Here is an 18,662-nt window from a genome sequence, read left to right as displayed (position 1 = left end):
TCCACCGCGGTGGCGGTGGTGCTATTGCTTTGCTCCCCCGCCGTCACTGAAGGCCAAACTGCGGAGGAAGACACTTTCACGGAGATTTCCTCGACAGACGACGGCTCGCCGGCTACGCAAGCCACGCGGGCAATCGCACTGGCGATGGCTTTCACCGGTTTAGGGTTCGCGCTCGGCGCCCTCATACAGGGGGCCGCGTCAATCCTCGGCATCAAGCCTCCACAACTGCCCCAACTGGTGCGTTAAACACTGTCCCAAGAGCCCCGTCGTCCGGCGAGGCCCTCATTTGATTCGAACAGGATTCGCCTCAATGCTCATCTCCCGAAACGCCGCTGCGGCGGGGTTCTCCGCGCTTATATTCGCCACTGCGCTGGCAATTCCTGCCGCCGCCGAAAGCTCCTCCGCTGAGCCCGCCGAGGTTGGCGGCGAATTTGTGTGGCCCATTTCCACCGGTTTTCTGAATCAGGCCGTCATTAAAGGTCAAGGTCGCGTGCTCACAGGCGGGGGCGCGACGTGGAACCAGGAAGCGCTTGAATTCTCCTTCCCGGTCACCTCCGCGACGCGGACCGGAAAGACGTGGACATTCGCGCTCGACGGCTCAGCGCAGGTACAGGGATACAAGAATGCGGGTGGCTACGACGGCTGGGCCGTAGACGTAAAGTACTCGGACCTCAAGCTGAAGGTGGAGGGAAAAAACGCCACTTTGTACGGCGACTACCTCCTCGCCGGGGTCGCGAACAAGACGTACAAGCCAGTCGGTGCCAAGGGGGACGACGAGCCGCTGGTCACCTTCACACTCGGCAGCGAGATCACCCCGCCGAAACGAGTGACAGAGCACAACCGGACAACGGTGTCGGATACCGGCATGGAGAAGTCCCTCAGGCACTACCCGAAGGGCACGTTGCTAAAAGACTCTGAAGTGGATCTCAACGTGACATTCGGGGCGACTGCTCTCAGCCCTGGGGCGATCGCGGGCATCGCCGTGGGCGTGCTCGCCGTACTTGGCAGTCTCGCCTACGCATCAACCCTTACCCCGGTCCGGGCGCTCCTTGCGCAGTGGCTGCCCCGGTAACTACTTTCTCTTTTTCTTCTTGCTGCCCTTGCCCACTTTGCGCTTCTCCAACTCGGCGGCGACGTCGGGGACGTAGCGGAACTCGTCGCGAGGCGGACGCTCATAGTCCGTGGTCTCCGGGCGCTCCGGGATCTCCGGCAGGTCCGGCTTAGTGTGCTCGTACGGGATAGTGGACAAAAGGTGCGAAATGACGTTGATGCGCGAGCGCTTCTTGTCCTCGCTTTCCACCGTGTACCACGGCGCCGACGGGATGTCGGTGTGAACGAACATCTCGTCCTTTGCGCGGGAGTAGTCCTCCCATTTTGTGATGGACTCCAGGTCCATCGGCGAGAGTTTCCACTGACGCAGAGGATCGTTGCGGCGGGACTGGAAACGCTTGTACTGCTCCTCGTCGGAAACGGAGAACCAGTATTTGCGCAGCATGATGCCGTCTTCGACCAACAGGCGCTCAAAGATCGGCGCCTGGTGCAAAAACCGCCGGTACTCCTGCGAGGACGCAAAGCCCATCACGCGCTCCACGCCGGCACGGTTGTACCAGGAGCGGTCGAAGATGACGATCTCGCCGGCCGTGGGCAGCTTCTCCACGTAACGCTGGAAGTACCACTGACCCTGCTCGCGATCCGTCGGCTTCGGCAGCGCCTCGATGCGGCAGGTGCGAGGGTTCAAGTATTGGGTGATGCGCTTAATCGCGGAGCCCTTACCGGCGGCGTCGCGGCCTTCCATGACGATGACCAAGCGCTCACCGTTTTGCACCACCCACTGTTGCATAGCCACAAGCTCAGCCTGCAGGCGCAGCAGCTCTTTTTCGTAGGCTTTCTTGGACAGTTTCGGCGGTTTGTTGTCGTGGCTCATGGGTGTAACCGTACCCGCAGGCGCTGTGAGCACTAAAAAGACACTGGAACCTGAGAAGAAAGATCAACATGAGGTAACCAGTGCATTGTTCAACAATAAATGCGTTATACTCTCTCTAGTTCTAACCAACGTGGTCACCCACCTGCAGAAATACGGTAGGTGACAACTGATTTCAATACGGATGCCATGCTTGCACACAACGTTTCCGCCGAGGTCCGCCGAGCGATCTCACGTGGCGAATTCGCTCCCGGGCAAAAGCTCAACGAGGTCGCCCTCGCCGAGCGCTTCGGGGTTTCCCGCAACACGTTGCGTGAAGCTTTCGCCATGCTGACCGCCGAAGGCCTCTGCGAACGCATCCCCAACCGTGGCGTGTTCCTGGCCACCCCGACGCCGGAGTTCGTCACCGACACCTTCCGCGCCCGCGCCGCCATCGAGCCGGCCGCGCTGCTGTGGGGCCCGGACCTGGACGTCGAACGACTCGACGAGCTGAACAAGGAAGCCCGCGTCGCAATCGAGGAAGAAGACGACGACCTGCTCATCGCCGTCAACCAAGCCTTCCACCACGTCGTGCTCGCCGCGATGGGCTCGAAAACCCTCGGCGACACCATGGACCAGCTCGACGCCTTCCTCCGCCTGGCCACCCTGCCCATCCTGGAGCGCGACCCGGCGTTCAACCGCCGCTTCATCGAGGTCAACGAGCACATCGTCGAACTGGTCCAGTCCGGCGACCGCCAAGCCGCCTCCGACTACCTCCAGGTGCAGCTGATGGAGCAGGCCGAGGCGATCATCGAGATGATCGAGAAGATCAACAACGGCGCTGTCTAAACCACCCCCGGCCCAACCTGAGTGCGAGATCACATGCGCCAGGTTGTATAACTAGGGCCATGCACATCGACCTCAACGCTGACCTCGGCGAGACCACCGCGGGCAACCCGGTCGCTGACGACGCAGCCATGCTGGAGATGGTCTCCAGCGCCAACGTCGCCACCGGATTCCACGCAGGAGACCCCCATTCCATCGCCAGCACCCTCAAAAACGCCGCCGCCCACGGCGTGACCCTCGGCGCGCACGTGGCCTACAACGACCCGGCCGGCTTCGGCCGCCGCTTCATCGACTACGCCCCAGCCGAGCTCGCCGACGAAACGCTCTACCAAATCGGCGCCCTCGACGCCCTGGCCGGCGTCCACGGCATGCGCGTGCGCTACGTCAAGCCGCACGGCGCGCTCTACAACACGATCGTCCACCACGAAGCCCACGCCAAGGCGGTCATCGACGGCATCAAAGCGTTTAGCCCCGACCTTGCCGTGATGCTGCTTCCCGGTGGCGTCGCCGTCGACATCGCCGAAAAGGCAGGCCTGCGCGTGATCCGCGAAGCGTTCGCGGACCGCGGCTACAACCCCGACGGCACGCTCGTGTCGCGCCGTGAGCCGGGTGCGGTCATGCACGACCCGCAGGACGTCGCTAAGCGAGTGCTCCAAGTCGCCTCCACCGGATCCGTCACCGCCATCGACGGCACCGAAGTCAAAGTCCAGGCCGAATCGGTCTGCGTCCACGGCGACTCCCCCGGCTCCGTCGAACTGACCCGCAGCGTCGTGCACAAGCTTGCCGACGAAGGCATCCGCATCGAGGCCGTCCTGTGAGCTACCCCGTAAAGCGAGTTGGCACCCGCGCCCTCATCGTGGACCTGCCCGACCTGAAAACCGTCATGGACTTCTACGCGGCGCTTTCCGCCTCGCCGCTGGAGCACCAAACCGACGTCATCGCCGCCGCGCGCACCGTGCTCGTGACCTTCGATTCGCCCACCGCCACCGCCAACGCCGTCGATATGCTCGCCGGCTATTCGCCCGCCGCTGCGGATATGGGCACGCCGCGCGACATCGACATCGACGTGCACTACGACGGGGAAGACATCGACGCGCTGGCGTCGTCGCTAGGCATGAGCCCGCGTGAGCTGATCGAGTGGCACACCTCCACCACCTGGGTCGCCGCCTTCGGCGGATTCGCCCCCGGGTTCACCTACTGCGTGCCGGAAGACGCCTCGCGCGCGCTAGCAATCCCGCGCCGCGACTCGCCGCGCACCGCCGTGCCCGCAGGCGCCGTCGCCCTGGCCGGCGAGTTCTCCGCCGTCTACCCGCGCACCTCCCCCGGCGGCTGGCAGCTCATCGGAACCACCGCCACCCCGATGTGGGACTCCACCGCCACCCCACCCGCTCTCGTCGCCCCCGGCGACCGCGTGCACTACCACGCCGTGGACACCCTGCCCGCGGACACGCAGACCGCGCGCAAGCACCTGGCCACACCGCCGCGCCGCCCCGTGTTCACACTGGACGACGCGGGCCTGCAGACGCTATACCAGGACCTCGGCCGACAAGGCAACGGCAACCTGGGCGTGACCACGTCCGGGTCCACCGACCGCGCCTCCGCCCGCACCGCCAACGCCGCGGTGGGCAACAAACGCAACGCTACGCTTTTGGAAAACGTCGGCGGGCTGACCATGACCGCCCTGGCTGAAACCGTCATCTGCGTCACCGGCGCCGATGCCGAAGTCACCGTCGGCGGGCGCCCCGCGCCGCTGGCCACCCCGACGATTGTGCCGGCCGGCGCGGAGGTCGTCGTCAAGCCGGCGCGCCTGGGTTTTCGCACCTACGTCGCCGTGCGCGGCGGGCTCATCGCCGACACCGAGCTGGACTCCGCGGCCACCGACATGCTCTCCGGCCTCGGCCCAAAGCCGCTGGCAGCCGGCGACACCATCGCTATGTCGCTGACCCCGCCGCAATCCGCGAACTCGCTTTTGTCCAACCCGCTGCGCGTCGAACGCGACGGCGCGGACGTCGTCGGCGTGGTGCGCTGCGTCCTCGGCCCCCGCGACGACTGGTTCGACAAAGACGCCGTGGACCGGTTCTTCGCCACCACCTTCACCGTCACCGGCGACTCCAACCGCGTGGGCCTGCGCCTCGAATCCGACGCCCCGCTGACCCGCTCGCGCGACGGCGAGCTGCCCAGCGAAGGCATGGTCGCAGGCTCCGTGCAGATCCCCCCGTCCGGCCAGCCCGTGCTCTTCCTGCGCGACCACGCCGTGACCGGTGGATACCCTGTCATCGCGACCGTGATCAATGAAGACGTCGACATCGCCGCACAACTCCCGCCCGGCGGAAAACTCCGCTTCGAGCGCTACACCCTGGAAGGTTAATTCATGACTCTTTCTGCCGTACTGATTGCCAACCGCGGCGAAATCGCCGCGCGCATCGCGCGCACCGCCCGCGATCTGGGCATCCGCTCCATCGCCGTCTACTCCGAGCCGGACACCGGGGCGCTGCACACCCAGGTCGCCGACGAGGCCTATCTGCTGCCGGGCAAGACCTCCGCCGAGACGTACATGAACATCCCGGCGCTCATCGAGATCGCGCACCGCGCCGGCGCCGACTGCCTCCACCCCGGCTACGGCTTCCTCTCCGAAAACGCCGACTTCGCCCGCACCGTCGAGCAGGCCGGCCTGACCTGGATCGGACCATCGCCGGAGGCCATCGAACTCCTCGGCGACAAACTCTCCGCCCGCGCGCTTGCCGTCGAGGCTGACGCCCCGCTCGCACCAGGCACCGGCGAGCCACTGTCCACCTGGGAGGAAGCCCGCGACTTCGCCGACACACACGGCATGCCTATTGCCATCAAGGCAGCCTTCGGCGGCGGCGGCCGCGGCCTGAAGGTCGTCTTCGACGAAGCCGACATCGAGGAAGGCTTCGCCTCCGCCGGCCGCGAGGCGAAGGAAGCGTTCGGCCGCGGCGAGTGCTACGTGGAGAAGTTCCTCACCCACCCACGCCACGTCGAGGCGCAAGTGCTTGCCGACGCGCACGGCAACGTCGCAGTCCTCGGCACCCGCGACTGCTCCACCCAGCGCCGCTTCCAAAAACTTATCGAGGAAGCCCCCGCGCCGTTTTTGACCGACGAGCAGCGCACCGCCATCGAAGAAGGCGCCCGCGAAATCATCCGCAAGGCGAACTACCAGTCTGCCGGCACCGTCGAATACATCGTCTCGGAAGACGGCACCGTGTCGTTTTTGGAGGTCAACACACGCGTCCAGGTCGAGCACCCCATCACCGAGGCCGTCACCGGCGTAGACATCATCGCCGAGCAATTCCGCATCGCCGACGGGCTTCCGCTGTCCTTCGTCGGCTCGGACGGTGACGGCGGCGGGACCGATCCGTCGATAAGCGGGCATGCGTTTGAGTTCCGCATCAACGCTGAGGACGTCACCAACGGCTTCGCCCCCTCGCCCGGCACGGTGACGCGTTTCGACGTGCCCACCGGCCCCGGCGTGCGCATCGACACCGGCGTGCGCACCGGCGGCCAAATCCCGCCGTACTACGACTCGCTGATGGGCAAGCTCGTTGTCTGGGGCCCCGACCGCGACACCGCGCTCGCCCGCGCCAAGCAAGCCTTGAGCGAATTCGTCATCGAAGGCGTGCGCACCGTGCTGCCGTTCCACCGCGACATGGTCGACGCGCCCGAAATCACCGGCGACAGCCTCGACGTCTACACCGACTGGGTCGACCACAACTACTCGCCGTCGCAGAAACACAACGGCGTCGACATCGAGCACATCTACGACGAGCGCCGCGACGTCGTCGTGGAAATCGACGGCCGCCTGCACACCATCGGCTTCCCCGTCGCCATGCTCGGCGGCGCGGCCACGGCCCCGGCCGAAGCGGCTGGCCCGGCCGGCGACGAGGCAGGCGCCGTGACGTCGAAGTACGAAGCCACCATCGTTGAATGGTTGGTCGCCGACGGCGACGTCGTCTCCAAGGGCGACGCGATCGCCACCGTCGAGGCCATGAAAATGGAATCGCAGATCAAAGCGCCTCGCGACGGGCAGATCTCGCTTGCCGCACAGCAGGGCGAGCGCGTCAAGGCGAACGCCACGATCGCAACGATTTCCTAGCAGAGGCTGCACCTCGGCCATACGATGAGGGTGTCTGAAGCCACACCAGCGAAAGGACCCCCATCATGGCTGAGACAATGCAGGCACTCACCTACTACGGCGAGGGCGACGTGCGCGTCGACACGCGCCCTGTGCCGACCATCTTGGAGCCCACCGATGCGATCATCCGCATCGACACCACCACCATCTGCGGCACCGACCTCGGAATCTTCCACGGCAAAAACCCCGAAATTGAGGAGCGCGAACGCGAGAGCTCCGGCGATTGGAACGGGCGCATCCTCGGCCACGAAGGCATCGGCACCGTCGAAGCCGTCGGCGACGCAGTACAAAACTTCAAACCCGGCGACAAAGTACTCGTCTCGTGCGTTTCCCGATGCGGCGCATGCGAAAACTGCCAAAAGCAGCTTTACAGCCACTGCCAAAACGGCGGATCCTGGATTCTGGGCTACATGATCGACGGCACACTCGCCGAGTACGTGCGCACCCCGTTCGCCGACACCTCCCTCTACCACCTGCCGGACACGCTGGACAAAGAAATCGCAGTGTTCCTCTCCGACGCCCTGCCCACCGGGCACGAAATCGGTGTCCAATACGGCAACGTCACCCCGGGCAGCGACATCATGATCGTCGGCGCAGGCCCAGTCGGCATGGGTGTGCTGCTCACATCCCAGTTCTACTCCCCCGCCACCATCACGGTTGTGGATATGGACGACAACCGCCTCGCCAAAGCCCGCGAAATGGGCGCAACCCACACCCTCAACCCCGCAAGCGATGATGTCAATGCGCGGATTGCGGAGATCACCGAAGGGCGGGGCGTCGACACCGCCATCGAAGCAGTCGGCCTGCCTGCGACATGGAAAACATGCACCGATAACGTCAAGGAAGGCGGAAACATCGCCGTGGTCGGCGTACACGGAAAACCGGTGGAGTTTCCGCTGCAGGAAATGTGGATTAAAAACCTCACCGTGACCACCGGCCTCGTCAACGCCAATACAACAGGCATGCTGCTTAAGGCAGTCCAGAACTCGGCACTGCCCATCAAGTCGTTGGCAACACACCACTTCACGTGGGACCAACTCGGCGAGGCATGGGAGACGTTCTCGCATGCCGACGAGCACCAGGCGATGAAGGTGATCATCGACAACGCCTAGCCGAAGAGTTGGTCGAGTGCTCCGCGGTCGGTGTTTCTCAGGTGGTACCCCCGCGGTGAGATCCACCAGGGCGCGCCGCGGATCATGGCGATGTGTCCGCGGGTGTTGCGCCAGGGGTCATCGTCGTTGATCCGGTTGTGATAGCGGCACAGCGGCGCCAGGTTGTCCATGTTGGTGAGCCCGCCGTGTTTCCACGCATCCACATGATGGATCTCCGACCCGTACGCCCCGTGCCTACAGCCTGGGAAGGCACACACAGGGGAGACCATGCAGGCCATATCGCGCTGCTTCTGGTTGGCGAAACGCTCGGTGTCGTAGAGGTTCACCGCCCCTTCCTCCGGGTGGAACGCGGCAACCTCGAGCTCTTCGCCGAACTCTTGCTGGAGGTACTCCGCACCGGTCATGGTGGTGCCGTCAGTGAGCGTGAGGATGACGTCGTCGCCGTCGCCCGCCATGATGCGTGCGTGTTCGGTGATCGGCACCATCACGATCGGGCGTGGTGCGGCGGCAACGACCCCGCCGGTTTTGCCTTCGACGATGCGCCAGAACGCCTCTTCCATTTGGGCTGCGGCTGGCATGGCCGGGTCGATGTCTTGGCGTAGGCGGTGCTCCAGGTCGGCGGCGTTGCGGTCGGTGGTGTCGATGGTGATGCGCGCCCGGCCGTTCTTCGGCGCGGAGAACGCGACCTGCTTCTTTGTCGGGGCGTTATCCTCGCGGGGCACGATTTCGCGGGCGGCGCGCTCAATCGCGCGGTACCCGCCTTGAACGTCCAACAAGGCCAGGCGCAGCCGCCACCGCTCGCCAGCGTCCTTCACGCCACCGACGCGGCGTTCGATCAGCGCGAGCTCGTCGAGGGAGAACCCGCGGGCTTTCTGCGCGGCCTCCGATTGCTTGCGGGTGTATTTCGTTTTCCCGTAGTAGACGTCTTGCATCTCATCCCAGGCGCGGGCCTTATCCGGCGCCATGCCGGCAGCCAGTGCTATGGGCAGGTCGAAGTACCGCAGTGTCTCCATGGACACTGCGGACATCGCTTCGATGAATGCGTCGAACGGGTTCATGGCCACAGACCCTAAACCCAACGCAACCCCACACAACCCCCACAACCAGAATCTGTGGATAACCCGCCCCAAAACGCACCAAAGTTATCCACAACCGAGCCCTTTAGGGAACCTGGTACGCCACGTCCCGCACGTCGGTGATGAGCATCTTGCCCGGCGAATGGCAGATCGCCAGCTCCGGTTTCGAATGCATCACGATGGACTGCGGCGTCACCCCGCACGCCCAGAACACCGGCACCCACCCGGCCGGAATGTCCACTGCCTCGCCGAAATCGGGGGCGGACAAATCCTCGATGCCAATCAGGCCCGGCTCCCCCACGTGCACCGGCGCGCCGTGCACCGCCGGGTAGCGCGAGGTGATGCGCACCGCGTCCGCCACCAACCCCGCCGGGATGGGCCGCATCGACACCACCATCTTCCCGCTGAACACCCCCGCCGGTTCACAGTCGATGTTGGTCATGAACATCGGCACGTTCACCCCCTGCTCGATGTGGGCGACCGGCACATTGTTGTCCAGCAATGCCTGTTCGAAGGTGAAGGAGCATCCGATGACAAACGCGACGGTGTTCTCGGTCCAATAGGCGGTGGCATCCGTTGGTTCGTCGATAAGCGAGCCGTGCGAAAACACCCGGTAGGACGGAATGTCGGTGCGGATATCGCCACCCGCGAGCAGCGGCGACGACACCTGCCCCGGTTCCAACACGCCGAGCAGCGGGCACGGCTTCGGGTTGCGCTGCGCGAACAACAAGAAATCGAACGCGTACTTCCGATCCAGCGCGATCAGGTTGGCTTGGGCGTAGCCAGCGGAAAAGCCCGCCGTTGTCGCCACATCGGTGGTGCGGAACAACTCGCGGGCCTGCGCTGGGGTGTAGGAGGCGTACATGCCCCTTAGTCTAGGAAGCCTTGCAAGAACTCGGCGAACCCGGCGATGGACATGCCCGCCATGACCAGGGAAATGATGAAGCCGATAACGCCGGTGATCAGCATCCACATCGGCGGCTCGTAGCCTTCAAGGATGTCGCGGCGGAAGAAGCCGACCCACAGCACAACTGCGAAGCTGAGCGGCAGGATCAGGCCGTTGAACGCGCCTGCGGCGATGAGCAGCAGCTGCGGCGCGGCGCCCACAAAGAGGAAGATCACGGTGGAGATGACAATGAACACCACGGTCATCCAGCCGCGGATTTTCGGGTTGAAGCCCTGCTTGGTCAAAAAGGAGATGGAGGTAAACGACGCGCCGATCACCGACGACAGGCCCGCCGCCCACAGCACCATACCGAACGCCCGCAAACCGAATTCTCCGGCGGCGTTATAGAACACGTCGGCGGCGGTGTTGTCCTTCGACAGCGTCACACCGGTAGCCACAACCCCCAGCACCGCGAGGAACAGCAGCGCACGCATGATGCCGGTGACGACGATGCCGGTGATGGCGGAGCGGGAGATGTAGGAGAGGTTTTCTGGGCCGGTGTGTCCGGCGTCGATAAGCCTGTGCACGCCCGCGAAGACGATGTAGCCGCCGATGGAACCGCCGATCAAGGTGGTGATGACCTTCGGGTCGATCTCGTCCGGCATGACGGTCTGGCGCATGGCTTCCATAACCGGCGGGTTCGAGGAAATGGCCACGTACAGCATGAGCAGGATCATCATCGCGCCGAGGATGCCGACAATGACGTCCAACGCCGCACCGGCGCGCTTCCACAAAAACACCACGATCGCGATCAGGGCGGAGATGGCGCCGCCGACCTTGGGGTCGATGGCCCCGCCGGACAGGGCTTGCATGCCGAGCCCGGTGCCGGCGATGTTGCCGATGTTGAACACCAGACCGCCAATAGCAACCAAGATAGCGAGGACCCAGCCAAGGCCTGGTAGGACCCGGTTGGCTAGTTCGCTGGCGCGCAGCCCGGAGACGCCGAGGATGCGCCACACGTTGAGCTGGATAGCGATGTCCACCAGGATCGACAGCAGGATCGCAAAGGCGAATGCCGCGCCCATCTGCACGGTGAACACGGACGTTTGGGTGAGAAAGCCCGGTCCGATGGCGGAGGTTGCCATGAGGAAGATGGCGCCGACCATCGGGCCGATGCCAGCTTTCGCGGCCGGTGCTTTGGTGGGCACGTCTGCAGCGGTCGATCCGCCGCGTGGGGGCTCTGGAGCGGTCACTGGGGACACCCCTTTCACGTTCTAGGAAATTGTGACGGGGGAGATATTAAGACATGAATGCGCTCCAGGAAACATTGCGCCCCTCTGGGGTTACCCCTAGGAGACCTTGAACTCCGCCATCTGGTCCCACTCGGTCTTGCCCTCGATGAGGGTGTTGATGATGGTGGGGGTCTCTTTGAGGATCGTGGGGAAGAATTCCTGGGCGGCCTTGAAGTGGTCGGAGTTGACGTGGGCTTCGGCGGCGTCGTCCTGGAATGCTTCGATGAGCAGGTATTCGTCGGGGTCGTCTTCGTTGCGGTACCAGTCGAAGAAGATGTTGCCTTCTTCGGCGCGAGAGGCGTCGGTGAAGTCCTTGACCAGTTCGCGGAAGTTATCGACGTGTTCGGGCAGGGGCTTGAATCGTACGTTGATCAAAATCATGCGCCCCACCCTAGCCTTCAAGCTGTTCGCCGAGTTCGAGCCATTCCATCTCAAGCTCCTCGCGGGTGTCCTTCACGGCGTTGAGCTCTTTGGTTTTGTCGCCGATGGTGTCGAAGTCGCCGGCTTCGGAAAGCGCGGCGATCTCGGTTTCGAGGGCTTCCGCCCGCTCGTTTTCCTTCGCGATTTTGCGCTCGAGCGCTTTCATCTTCTTGTGCAGTTCGTGCTCTTGTTGGGAGCTCATTTGCTTCTCGACGCCCTCCGTTTTCCCCTCCCCCAGATCCAGCACGCCGGCAGTGCGGGACTGGTCGGCACGGGTGTCCAGGTATTGCTGGATGCCGCCGGGCAGGTTGGTCAGCTTGCCGTCGCCGAACAGCGCGTAGGTGTTATCTGCGATGCGCTCGATCAGGTAGCGGTCGTGGGAGATGACCACCAGGGTGCCGGGCCAGGAGTCGAGGAGGTTTTCCAGCTCCTGGAGGGTGTCGATGTCGAGGTCGTTCGTGGGCTCGTCGAGAAGCAAAACGTTCGGCTCGCTCATGAGCACGCGGGTGAGTTGGAGGCGGCGGCGCTCGCCGCCGGAGAGGTCGCGCACGGGGGTGCGTTGGCGCTTCGGCGAGAAGCCGAGGCGTTCGGCGAGCTGGGAGGCGGATAGTTCCTTTTTGCCGAAGCTGATGTAGGTGGCGACGTCTTCGACTGCGTCGATGACGCGGCGCTCCGGGTCGAGGTCGTCGAGTTCTTGGCGCAGCCAGCCGATGCGGGTGGTTTGCCCCTCGATACGTTTGCCGGCTGCGAGCGGGTACTCGCCGGCCAAGGTGCGCAGCAGGGTGGTTTTGCCGGAGCCGTTCACGCCGACCAGGCCGATACGCTCGCCGGGGGCGAGACGCCATGTGAGGTGGTCGACCAGCGTACGGCCGTCCGGGGCGTCAATGCGCGCGTCTTCGAGTTCGATGACCACGCGGCCCTGGCGCTGTTTCGAAAACGCCATGAGTTCGACGGTGTCGCGCGGGGGCGGGACGTCCTTGATCAGGGCCTCGGCGGCCTCGATGCGGTAGCGCGGCTTGGAGGTGCGCGCCGGCGCGCCGCGGCGCAGCCACGCCAGCTCCTTGCGGGCGAGGTTCTGGCGGCGCTGTTCTATGGCGTCGGCCTGGCGGGCGCGCTCAGCGCGCGCGAACGTCCAGTCGTTGTAGCCGCCCTCGTAGACATCGACGGTGCCGTCGTGCACCTCCCACGTAAGTGTGGCCACGGTGTCGAGGAACCAGCGGTCGTGGGTGACCACCACAACCGCGACCTTGCGCGAGAGCAGGTGGTCGGCGAGCCATTGCACGCCTTCGACGTCGAGGTGGTTGGTCGGCTCGTCCAGCACCACCAGGTCCAGGTCTTGCACGAGCGCGGCGGCGAGGTTGACGCGGCGCCGCTCGCCGCCGGAGAGCTGGCCCACCGGGGTGTCCAGGCCAAGCTCCGCCACACCAGTGCCTTGGAGCACCTCGCGCACGCGGGCGCTGGAGGCCCATTCGAAGGTCTGCAGGCCCAGCGGCTCGACGACGGCCTGGCCGACCGTGAGCGCACCATCCAGCGTGAAGCGCTGCGTCACCACCGCCATGCGCAGATCCGAGGTGTGCGAGACGCGCCCTGCGTCCGGCGGCTCGATGCCGGTGAGCACTTCCAGCAGGGTGGTTTTGCCGCCGCCGTTGACGCCGACGATGCCGATGCGCTCGCCGGTCTGCACGCCGAGCGAGACCCCGTCGAGAAGCGTTTTCAGCCCCCACGTTTTGGAGACGTTTTCCAGGTTGATCAGGTTAGCCATATGGCTTGCAATCTTACGCAGGCGCACGCGTAACGACGCCTCCGGTTAACCCACCTTCTCCACCACCGCACCGTGGTCGGGGCCTTCGGCGACGAAGACCTCGTAGCCGTCGAACTGCTCCGCCAGGTGCTCGGCGGCGAACCGCGCGGCGCCGGCATCGTCGCAGAGCACGGCCACGGTGGGACCCGACCCGGAGACGACCGCACGGCGGCCAGCGTCTGCGGCTACACCGAGCACGCGCTTGAGCACCGGCCGCATCGACAGCGCGGGCGCCTCCAGATCGTTGTGCAGCGCGGCGGCGACGCGTGCCACGTCGCCGGAGGTCAGCGCCTGGGACAGGTCGGTGGCGTCCAAATGCGGCACGAGGGCGGGGTTGCCGTGCCGGAGGTCGTCGAGGAGCGAGAACGCTCCGCCGGTGTTGATACCGATCTTGGGGTTGATGAACACCCAGTGCAGCCGGCCCCGCGAGAGCATCTCGACCAGCTTGTCGCCGCGGCCCGTGCCGAGCGCCGTGCCGCCCATGAGCGAAAACGGCACATCCGCGCCGAGCGACGCCGCGATCTCGTGCAGCGCCTCGTCCGGCAGCGGCTCGCCGAATTGCGCCACGAGCGCGTTGGCCGCTACCAGCGCGGCGGCCGCGTCGGCGGAGCCGCCCGCCATGCCGCCGGCGACGAAGACGTGCTTGTCCACCTCGATGCGCACGCGCGGCACCGCCACGCCCGCGCGCGCGACCACGGCCTCGACGGCGCGCCACGCCAGGTTGTCCGGCCCGTCGATGTCCTCGTCCGGCTCGTCCACGAAGAACGTGGTGTGCATGGACTCGACTGCTGGTCCGGCCACGGGGTCGCCGTCGGGAAGCAATCGCACCACCTCGCGCCGGTCCACCGCGTGGAAGACGCTGACCAGGTCGTGGTAGCCGTCCGTGCGCGCCTCGCCGACACCGAGATGCAGGTTGACTTTGCCCGGCGCGGAGGCGACGATCTCACGCACCATGGCGGGCCTCCCCTAGTCGAATGAAGTCTGCAACGGTGAGCTTCTCGCCGCGCAGGCCCGGGTCGATGCCGGCGGCGCGCAGCGCGTCCTCGGCGGCCGCGGCCGAACCGTAGATGCCGGCCAGCGTGGAGCGCAGCGTCTTGCGACGCTGGGCGAATGCGGCGTCTACGAGCGGAAAGATGGTGTCGCGCACGCTGCGGGGCGCGCTTTCGGAAACGTCGATGCGCACCAGCCCCGACTCGATGTTCGGCGCCGGCCAGAACACGTGCTTGCCAATCGTGCCGGCGCGCGAGACGTCACCGTAGAACGCGGCTTTGACGCTGGGCACGCCGTAAATCTTCGAGCCCGGCTGGGCGGCGAGGCGGTCGGCAACTTCCTTTTGCACCATCACGAGCACCCTGCGTATCGACGGCAACTCCGCCAGCAAATGCAGCAGCACCGGCACCGAGACGTTGTAGGGCAAATTCGCCACCAGCGCGGTCGGCGCGACGTCGAAGTCGGCGCGGGCGACCTTCAGCGCGTCGGTGTTGATCACGGTGAGGCGGTCGGCGTACTCCGGGGCGAACGCCTCCACGGTGGTGGGCAGGCGCCCGGCCAGGCGCGGGTCGATCTCGAGCGCGGTCACGCTCGCGGCGGTGTCGATCAGGCCCAGGGTGAGCGAGCCGAGGCCCGGCCCGACCTCCACGACGTGGTCGTCGGGAGAAAGCTCCGCGGCAGCGACGATGCGGCGCACGGTGTTGGGGTCGTGCAGGAAGTTCTGCCCCAGCTTCTTCGTCGGGGTGACGGCCAGCTCGGCGGCGAGCTCGCGGATCTCGGCGGGCCCTAGAAGTTGCGCTTCCGCCATCTAGCGGATACCCAGGCTGGCGGTGCAGGCCGGCCAGGCGCCCCAGCCCTGGGAGGCCTGGACGCGCTCGGCGATGGCTATCTGCTGCTCGCGGGTGGCCAGGTGCGCGCTCGGCGCATACGCGGTGCCGCCGTGGCCCGCCCAGGTGGACGGGGTGAACTGCAGGCCGCCGGAGAAGCCGTTGCCAGTGTTGATGGCCCAGTCGCCGCCGGATTCGCACTGCGCCAGCGAATCCCACACGCTGCCGGAGGCCACCGCGGGGGCGGCCGCGCCGGTGTTGCCGGCTTGTTTGGTGCCGCGGGCGATCAGGGCCGGCTTGGCTTTCTTCACTTCCTTTTCCTCAGCGACGCCTTCGGACTCGACCTTGCCGTTGACGGTGACCGTGCGGTGGATGACCTTGGTCTCGCCCTGCTCGCCCTTCTCGCGGACCTCCTCTTCGCCCTCATCGAGCGAGTCGTCGTCGACGTACTCCGCCGGGGCCTCAACCACGACAGTCTCCGGGCGGTCCACGGTGCTCACGCGGTCGAGCACGATTTCCATGCCGGGCACGATGGCATCGGTTAGTGCGACGTTGAGGCGGTCGTCGGTGTCGAATGTGACGCCGCGCGCGGAGAGCAGGTCGCCGACGGTTTTCGCCGCTGCCGAGACGTAGGTCAGATCCCCGCCGTCGCGCAGCGCGACGATCTTCGGGGTGGTCACGTCCAGGTTCATGCCGTGGGTGACCGGCTGGTCGCGGTCCACGTCCACGGCGGAGTGGCCGGCGACGCCGGCCTGGTCAATCAGCTCGCCGACGGTGCCGGCGGTCGACGTTATCTCCTGCGCAACACCGTCGATGACCACGGCGACCGGCTTCGCGGTGCGCACGGTGACGGTGTCGCCGCTGGACAGCTTCTCCCCCGGCGCCGGGTAGACCAGGTCCTCCGGTGCGACATCGACACCGGCGGAAGAAAGCGCGCCCGCCACGTCCGAGGCGTAGGTGCGCACGTTGGTTTCCTCGCCGTTGACGTCGACGGTGACTTGCTTCTGGGTGGCAAGTGCCGTGCCCGCGCCGCCGACCAGGACCGCGCCGGCTACGGTGCCGGCGACGGCGCGCTTGGTGGCGGTGCTCTTCGGGTTGATCCGCTTGATCTGACGGGACATGTGTTTCCTCACGGGTCGGCTCAGCTGAAGGGGCTTCAGCTAATAACCCGGGTAACGATACGGTAACGCCCGCGGGGTTTCAAGGACGGACGTGCCAGGTCACACCCCGTAGACCCGCGAAAACGTCTCTGCAATCTCACGCGCCACATCGGCCACTTCCATGCCGCGCGCTTGCGCCACAACCTTCGCCGTATGCCCGATCAGCGCCGGCTCGTTTCTCGCCCCGCGGTAAGGCTCGGGCGTCATGTATGGCGCGTCCGTTTCCACCAGCAGTTGCCCCACCGGCGCCAGCGCCGCCGCCTCGCGCAGCTCCTCGTTGCGCTTGAACGTCACGTTGCCGGCGAAACTGAGCACATAGCCGCGCTCGATGGCCTCACGGGCGACATCCAGGGGCGAGGAGAAGCAGTGCAAGATCACGTGCTCGGGCCGCGGCGCGCTATCGAGAATGCGCATCATGTCGGCGTCGCCCTCGCGGTTGTGGATCATCAGCGCCTTGCCCGTCTCACAGGCCAAGTCGATGTGCCAGCGAAACGCCTCCTCCTGCACCTCCAGCGGCGCGGTGCCCTCCGCGTCGTGCTTCAGCCAGTACGTGTCGATGCCGGTCTCGCCCACCGCCACGCAACGCTCGTCGGCGGCCATCTCGGTCAGGCGGGCGCGAGCGTCGCGGTCAAGCTCGTGCGCCCGCGTCGGGTGGATGGCGCACGCCGCGAACACGCGCTCGTTGAAGTGGGCGGCTTCCAATGCACGCTCCGCCTCCTCGAGACCGTCGCCGACGGTGCAGATGCGCTCAACGCCGGCGGCCAGGGCGCGTTCGACGAACGCGTCCACCTCATCCTTGGTGCGCGCGCCGCAGGACGCGAGGTGGGTGTGCGCGTCGATCAGGCCGGCAATCGGCTCGGCGGGCACGGGTGTGGGACGCGGTTTCTTTTTGCTCATACGATGCACCCTATGGCATTTGAAGACATCGACTCAGCCACCACCACTCAAATCGAGGCCGACCTGGCCGAAGCCGCCGGCCGCGGCATCAACGGCTCGCCCGCGGACATCGTAGAGTCCTTCGAGGCCGAGCTCGCCGACTACCTCGCGCTCCCGCAGGACGTGCGCCGCGCGTTCCCCCGCGGCGACACCGCGCGCCTGTACGGCACCGCGCTCGGCCAGGCGCTCGTGCGCGAGGGGTTTCAGTGGCAATTGCTTATCGACGACTACGGCACCGACCTCGTCGTCGCCAAAGACATCGGCGGAGCCGGCGAGAAATACACCGCCCCGCTCGTTGTTGTGGACCAGCGCTTCGAGGACGAGGAACCCGGGACCCTGACCAAGTTCCTGGGGCAGTTCTTGTGAGGGAATCAATTATGCCGCTCGTGCGCCCCGAGCTTCGCCGGCGCGCACGGCTGATCCCTCACCCACCGGTGGAGCTCCGCATGACGCGCTGGCTTGCCACGCACGGGCAGACGCTCTTCCCCATCCCCCGGCGCGAGGGCGTGGAGCTCATCCGGCGCGGGCGCACCCTCATCTTCAAGCCGCGAAAACCGAAAGGCGCGCTGCTGTGGCTGCACGGCGGCGGCCACATCATCGGCCACCCGAGCCAGGACGGGCCGCTGTGCGCCAACACCGCCGCCGAGGTGGGGGTGACCGTGGTGGCCCCGCGCTATCCGCTCTCGCCCGCCCACCCGTTTCCCGCGGGCTTGAACGCGGCGATGGATACGTGGGCGTGGATGCACACCCACGCGCACGAGTTTGGGGAGCCGTTCGCCATCGGCGGCGAAAGCGCGGGCGGCGGGCTCGCCGCCGCGGTGTGCCAGCGGCTGTACGACGAGCGCGGCCCGCTTCCTCGCGCCCAGTGGCTTTTCTGCCCCATGTTGGACGACCGCCCCACCGCCGACCGAAGGCGCGATATCCCGCGCGACCGGCCCGTGGCCAACAACGCGCAGACCCGCTTCGCCTGGACGTCGTACCTTGGCCAAGAGCCCGGGCTGGAAGCGGTGCCGGATTACGCGGTGCCCGCCCGGCGTCAAAACCTCGCCGGCCTTCCCCCTGCGTGGCTGTCCACCGGTGACATCGAGCTGTTTTACGAGGAGATCTGCGACTACGCCCGGCGCCTGCGCGATGCCGGAGTCCCCGCCCAACTGGAAATCGTCGAAGGTGCGCCGCACGCGGTCGAGCTGTGGGCCTTCGACGTCCCCGTGGTCAAGCAAATGCTCGCCTCGGCGCGCAGCTGGCTGGGCGAGCAGCTCTAAC

General features: G+C 66.1%; 18 protein-coding genes. 8 read left to right on the top strand and 10 right to left on the bottom strand.

What is annotated here, in order from left to right:
- The first annotated feature begins 310 nt into the window (after window positions 1-310).
- Complete coding sequence (locus tag MHX64_RS00515) at window positions 311-1,072, top strand: HtaA domain-containing protein (protein ID WP_070472765.1); 762 nt, start codon at window positions 311-313, stop codon at window positions 1,070-1,072.
- Here MHX64_RS00515 and ppk2 read toward each other — a convergent pair whose 3' ends face one another.
- A complete protein-coding gene (gene ppk2 / locus MHX64_RS00510) occupies window positions 1,073-1,924 on the bottom strand; it encodes a polyphosphate kinase 2 (RefSeq protein ID WP_239355642.1) in 852 nt (283 codons plus the stop codon). It abuts the gene before it with no gap.
- A 186-nt stretch (window positions 1,925-2,110) separates the two neighbouring features.
- Here ppk2 and MHX64_RS00505 point away from each other — a divergent pair, with 186 nt between their 5' ends.
- The 5 genes from MHX64_RS00505 (at window position 2,111) to MHX64_RS00485 (ending at window position 8,011) form a co-directional block, all read left to right on the top strand.
- Complete coding sequence (locus MHX64_RS00505; protein WP_194560415.1) at window positions 2,111-2,749, top strand: GntR family transcriptional regulator; 639 nt, start codon at window positions 2,111-2,113, stop codon at window positions 2,747-2,749.
- A 59-nt stretch (window positions 2,750-2,808) separates the two neighbouring features.
- Window positions 2,809-3,564, top strand: coding sequence for a LamB/YcsF family protein (locus MHX64_RS00500; RefSeq protein ID WP_239355643.1), 756 nt, complete (start codon window positions 2,809-2,811; stop codon window positions 3,562-3,564).
- A 65-nt stretch (window positions 3,565-3,629) separates the two neighbouring features.
- A complete protein-coding gene (locus tag MHX64_RS00495; RefSeq protein ID WP_239355716.1) occupies window positions 3,630-5,114 on the top strand; it encodes an urea amidolyase family protein in 1,485 nt (494 codons plus the stop codon).
- A gap of 3 nt (window positions 5,115-5,117) precedes the next feature.
- Entirely contained in the window at window positions 5,118-6,860 is a 1,743-nt protein-coding gene (locus tag MHX64_RS00490; RefSeq protein WP_239355644.1) for a biotin carboxylase N-terminal domain-containing protein, read from the top strand.
- 65 nt (window positions 6,861-6,925) lie between these two features.
- Complete coding sequence (locus MHX64_RS00485) at window positions 6,926-8,011, top strand: zinc-dependent alcohol dehydrogenase family protein (RefSeq protein WP_239355645.1); 1,086 nt, start codon at window positions 6,926-6,928, stop codon at window positions 8,009-8,011.
- On the opposite strand, the gene MHX64_RS00480 is transcribed toward MHX64_RS00485, so the two are convergent.
- The 9 genes from MHX64_RS00480 to MHX64_RS00440 form a co-directional block, all read right to left on the bottom strand.
- A complete protein-coding gene (locus MHX64_RS00480; protein ID WP_239355646.1) occupies window positions 8,008-9,069 on the bottom strand; it encodes an HNH endonuclease signature motif containing protein in 1,062 nt (353 codons plus the stop codon). The genes MHX64_RS00485 and MHX64_RS00480 overlap by 4 nt on opposite strands.
- A 103-nt stretch (window positions 9,070-9,172) precedes the next feature.
- Window positions 9,173-9,952 (bottom strand): putative hydro-lyase, encoded by a 780-nt coding sequence (locus MHX64_RS00475; RefSeq protein ID WP_239355647.1) that lies wholly within the window; start codon window positions 9,950-9,952, stop codon window positions 9,173-9,175.
- A gap of 5 nt (window positions 9,953-9,957) precedes the next feature.
- Complete coding sequence (locus MHX64_RS00470; protein WP_239355717.1) at window positions 9,958-11,139, bottom strand: NRAMP family divalent metal transporter; 1,182 nt, start codon at window positions 11,137-11,139, stop codon at window positions 9,958-9,960.
- A gap of 183 nt (window positions 11,140-11,322) precedes the next feature.
- Window positions 11,323-11,646: a putative quinol monooxygenase gene (locus MHX64_RS00465; protein ID WP_239355648.1), complete on the bottom strand. Its 324-nt coding sequence runs from the start codon at window positions 11,644-11,646 to the stop codon at window positions 11,323-11,325.
- A 10-nt stretch (window positions 11,647-11,656) separates the two neighbouring features.
- Complete coding sequence (locus MHX64_RS00460; protein WP_239355649.1) at window positions 11,657-13,447, bottom strand: ABC-F family ATP-binding cassette domain-containing protein; 1,791 nt, start codon at window positions 13,445-13,447, stop codon at window positions 11,657-11,659.
- Window positions 13,448-13,492: 45 nt separating this feature from the next.
- Entirely contained in the window at window positions 13,493-14,440 is a 948-nt protein-coding gene (locus tag MHX64_RS00455; protein WP_239355650.1) for a 4-(cytidine 5'-diphospho)-2-C-methyl-D-erythritol kinase, read from the bottom strand.
- On the bottom strand, window positions 14,430-15,284 hold the full coding sequence (rsmA, locus tag MHX64_RS00450) for a 16S rRNA (adenine(1518)-N(6)/adenine(1519)-N(6))-dimethyltransferase RsmA (RefSeq protein WP_239355651.1): 855 nt from the start codon (window positions 15,282-15,284) through the stop codon (window positions 14,430-14,432). The genes MHX64_RS00455 and rsmA overlap by 11 nt, the downstream gene beginning before the upstream one ends.
- Window positions 15,285-16,424 carry a resuscitation-promoting factor gene (locus MHX64_RS00445; RefSeq protein WP_239406308.1) on the bottom strand — a complete coding sequence of 380 codons (1,140 nt, stop codon included), beginning with the start codon at window positions 16,422-16,424 and terminating at the stop codon, window positions 15,285-15,287.
- Between the two features lie 99 nt (window positions 16,425-16,523).
- A complete protein-coding gene (locus MHX64_RS00440; RefSeq protein WP_194560426.1) occupies window positions 16,524-17,360 on the bottom strand; it encodes a TatD family hydrolase in 837 nt (278 codons plus the stop codon).
- A 12-nt stretch (window positions 17,361-17,372) separates the two neighbouring features.
- Between MHX64_RS00440 and MHX64_RS00435 the strand changes: the two genes are divergently transcribed.
- A complete protein-coding gene (locus MHX64_RS00435) occupies window positions 17,373-17,765 on the top strand; it encodes a DUF3806 domain-containing protein (RefSeq protein WP_194560427.1) in 393 nt (130 codons plus the stop codon).
- The gene (locus MHX64_RS00430; protein WP_239355652.1) at window positions 17,762-18,661 is read left to right on the top strand and encodes an alpha/beta hydrolase; all 900 of its coding nucleotides are present in this window, start codon (window positions 17,762-17,764) and stop codon (window positions 18,659-18,661) included. The genes MHX64_RS00435 and MHX64_RS00430 overlap by 4 nt, the downstream gene beginning before the upstream one ends.
- The last annotated feature ends 1 nt before the right edge of the window (window position 18,662 follow it).

Origin of the sequence: Corynebacterium sp. ACRPZ, from assembly GCF_022346205.1 — a bacterium.
Classification (GTDB): domain Bacteria; phylum Actinomycetota; class Actinomycetes; order Mycobacteriales; family Mycobacteriaceae; genus Corynebacterium; species Corynebacterium lehmanniae.
Note: the sequence above shows the minus strand (reverse complement) of the source record. Positions and strands in the feature narration are given on the sequence as shown.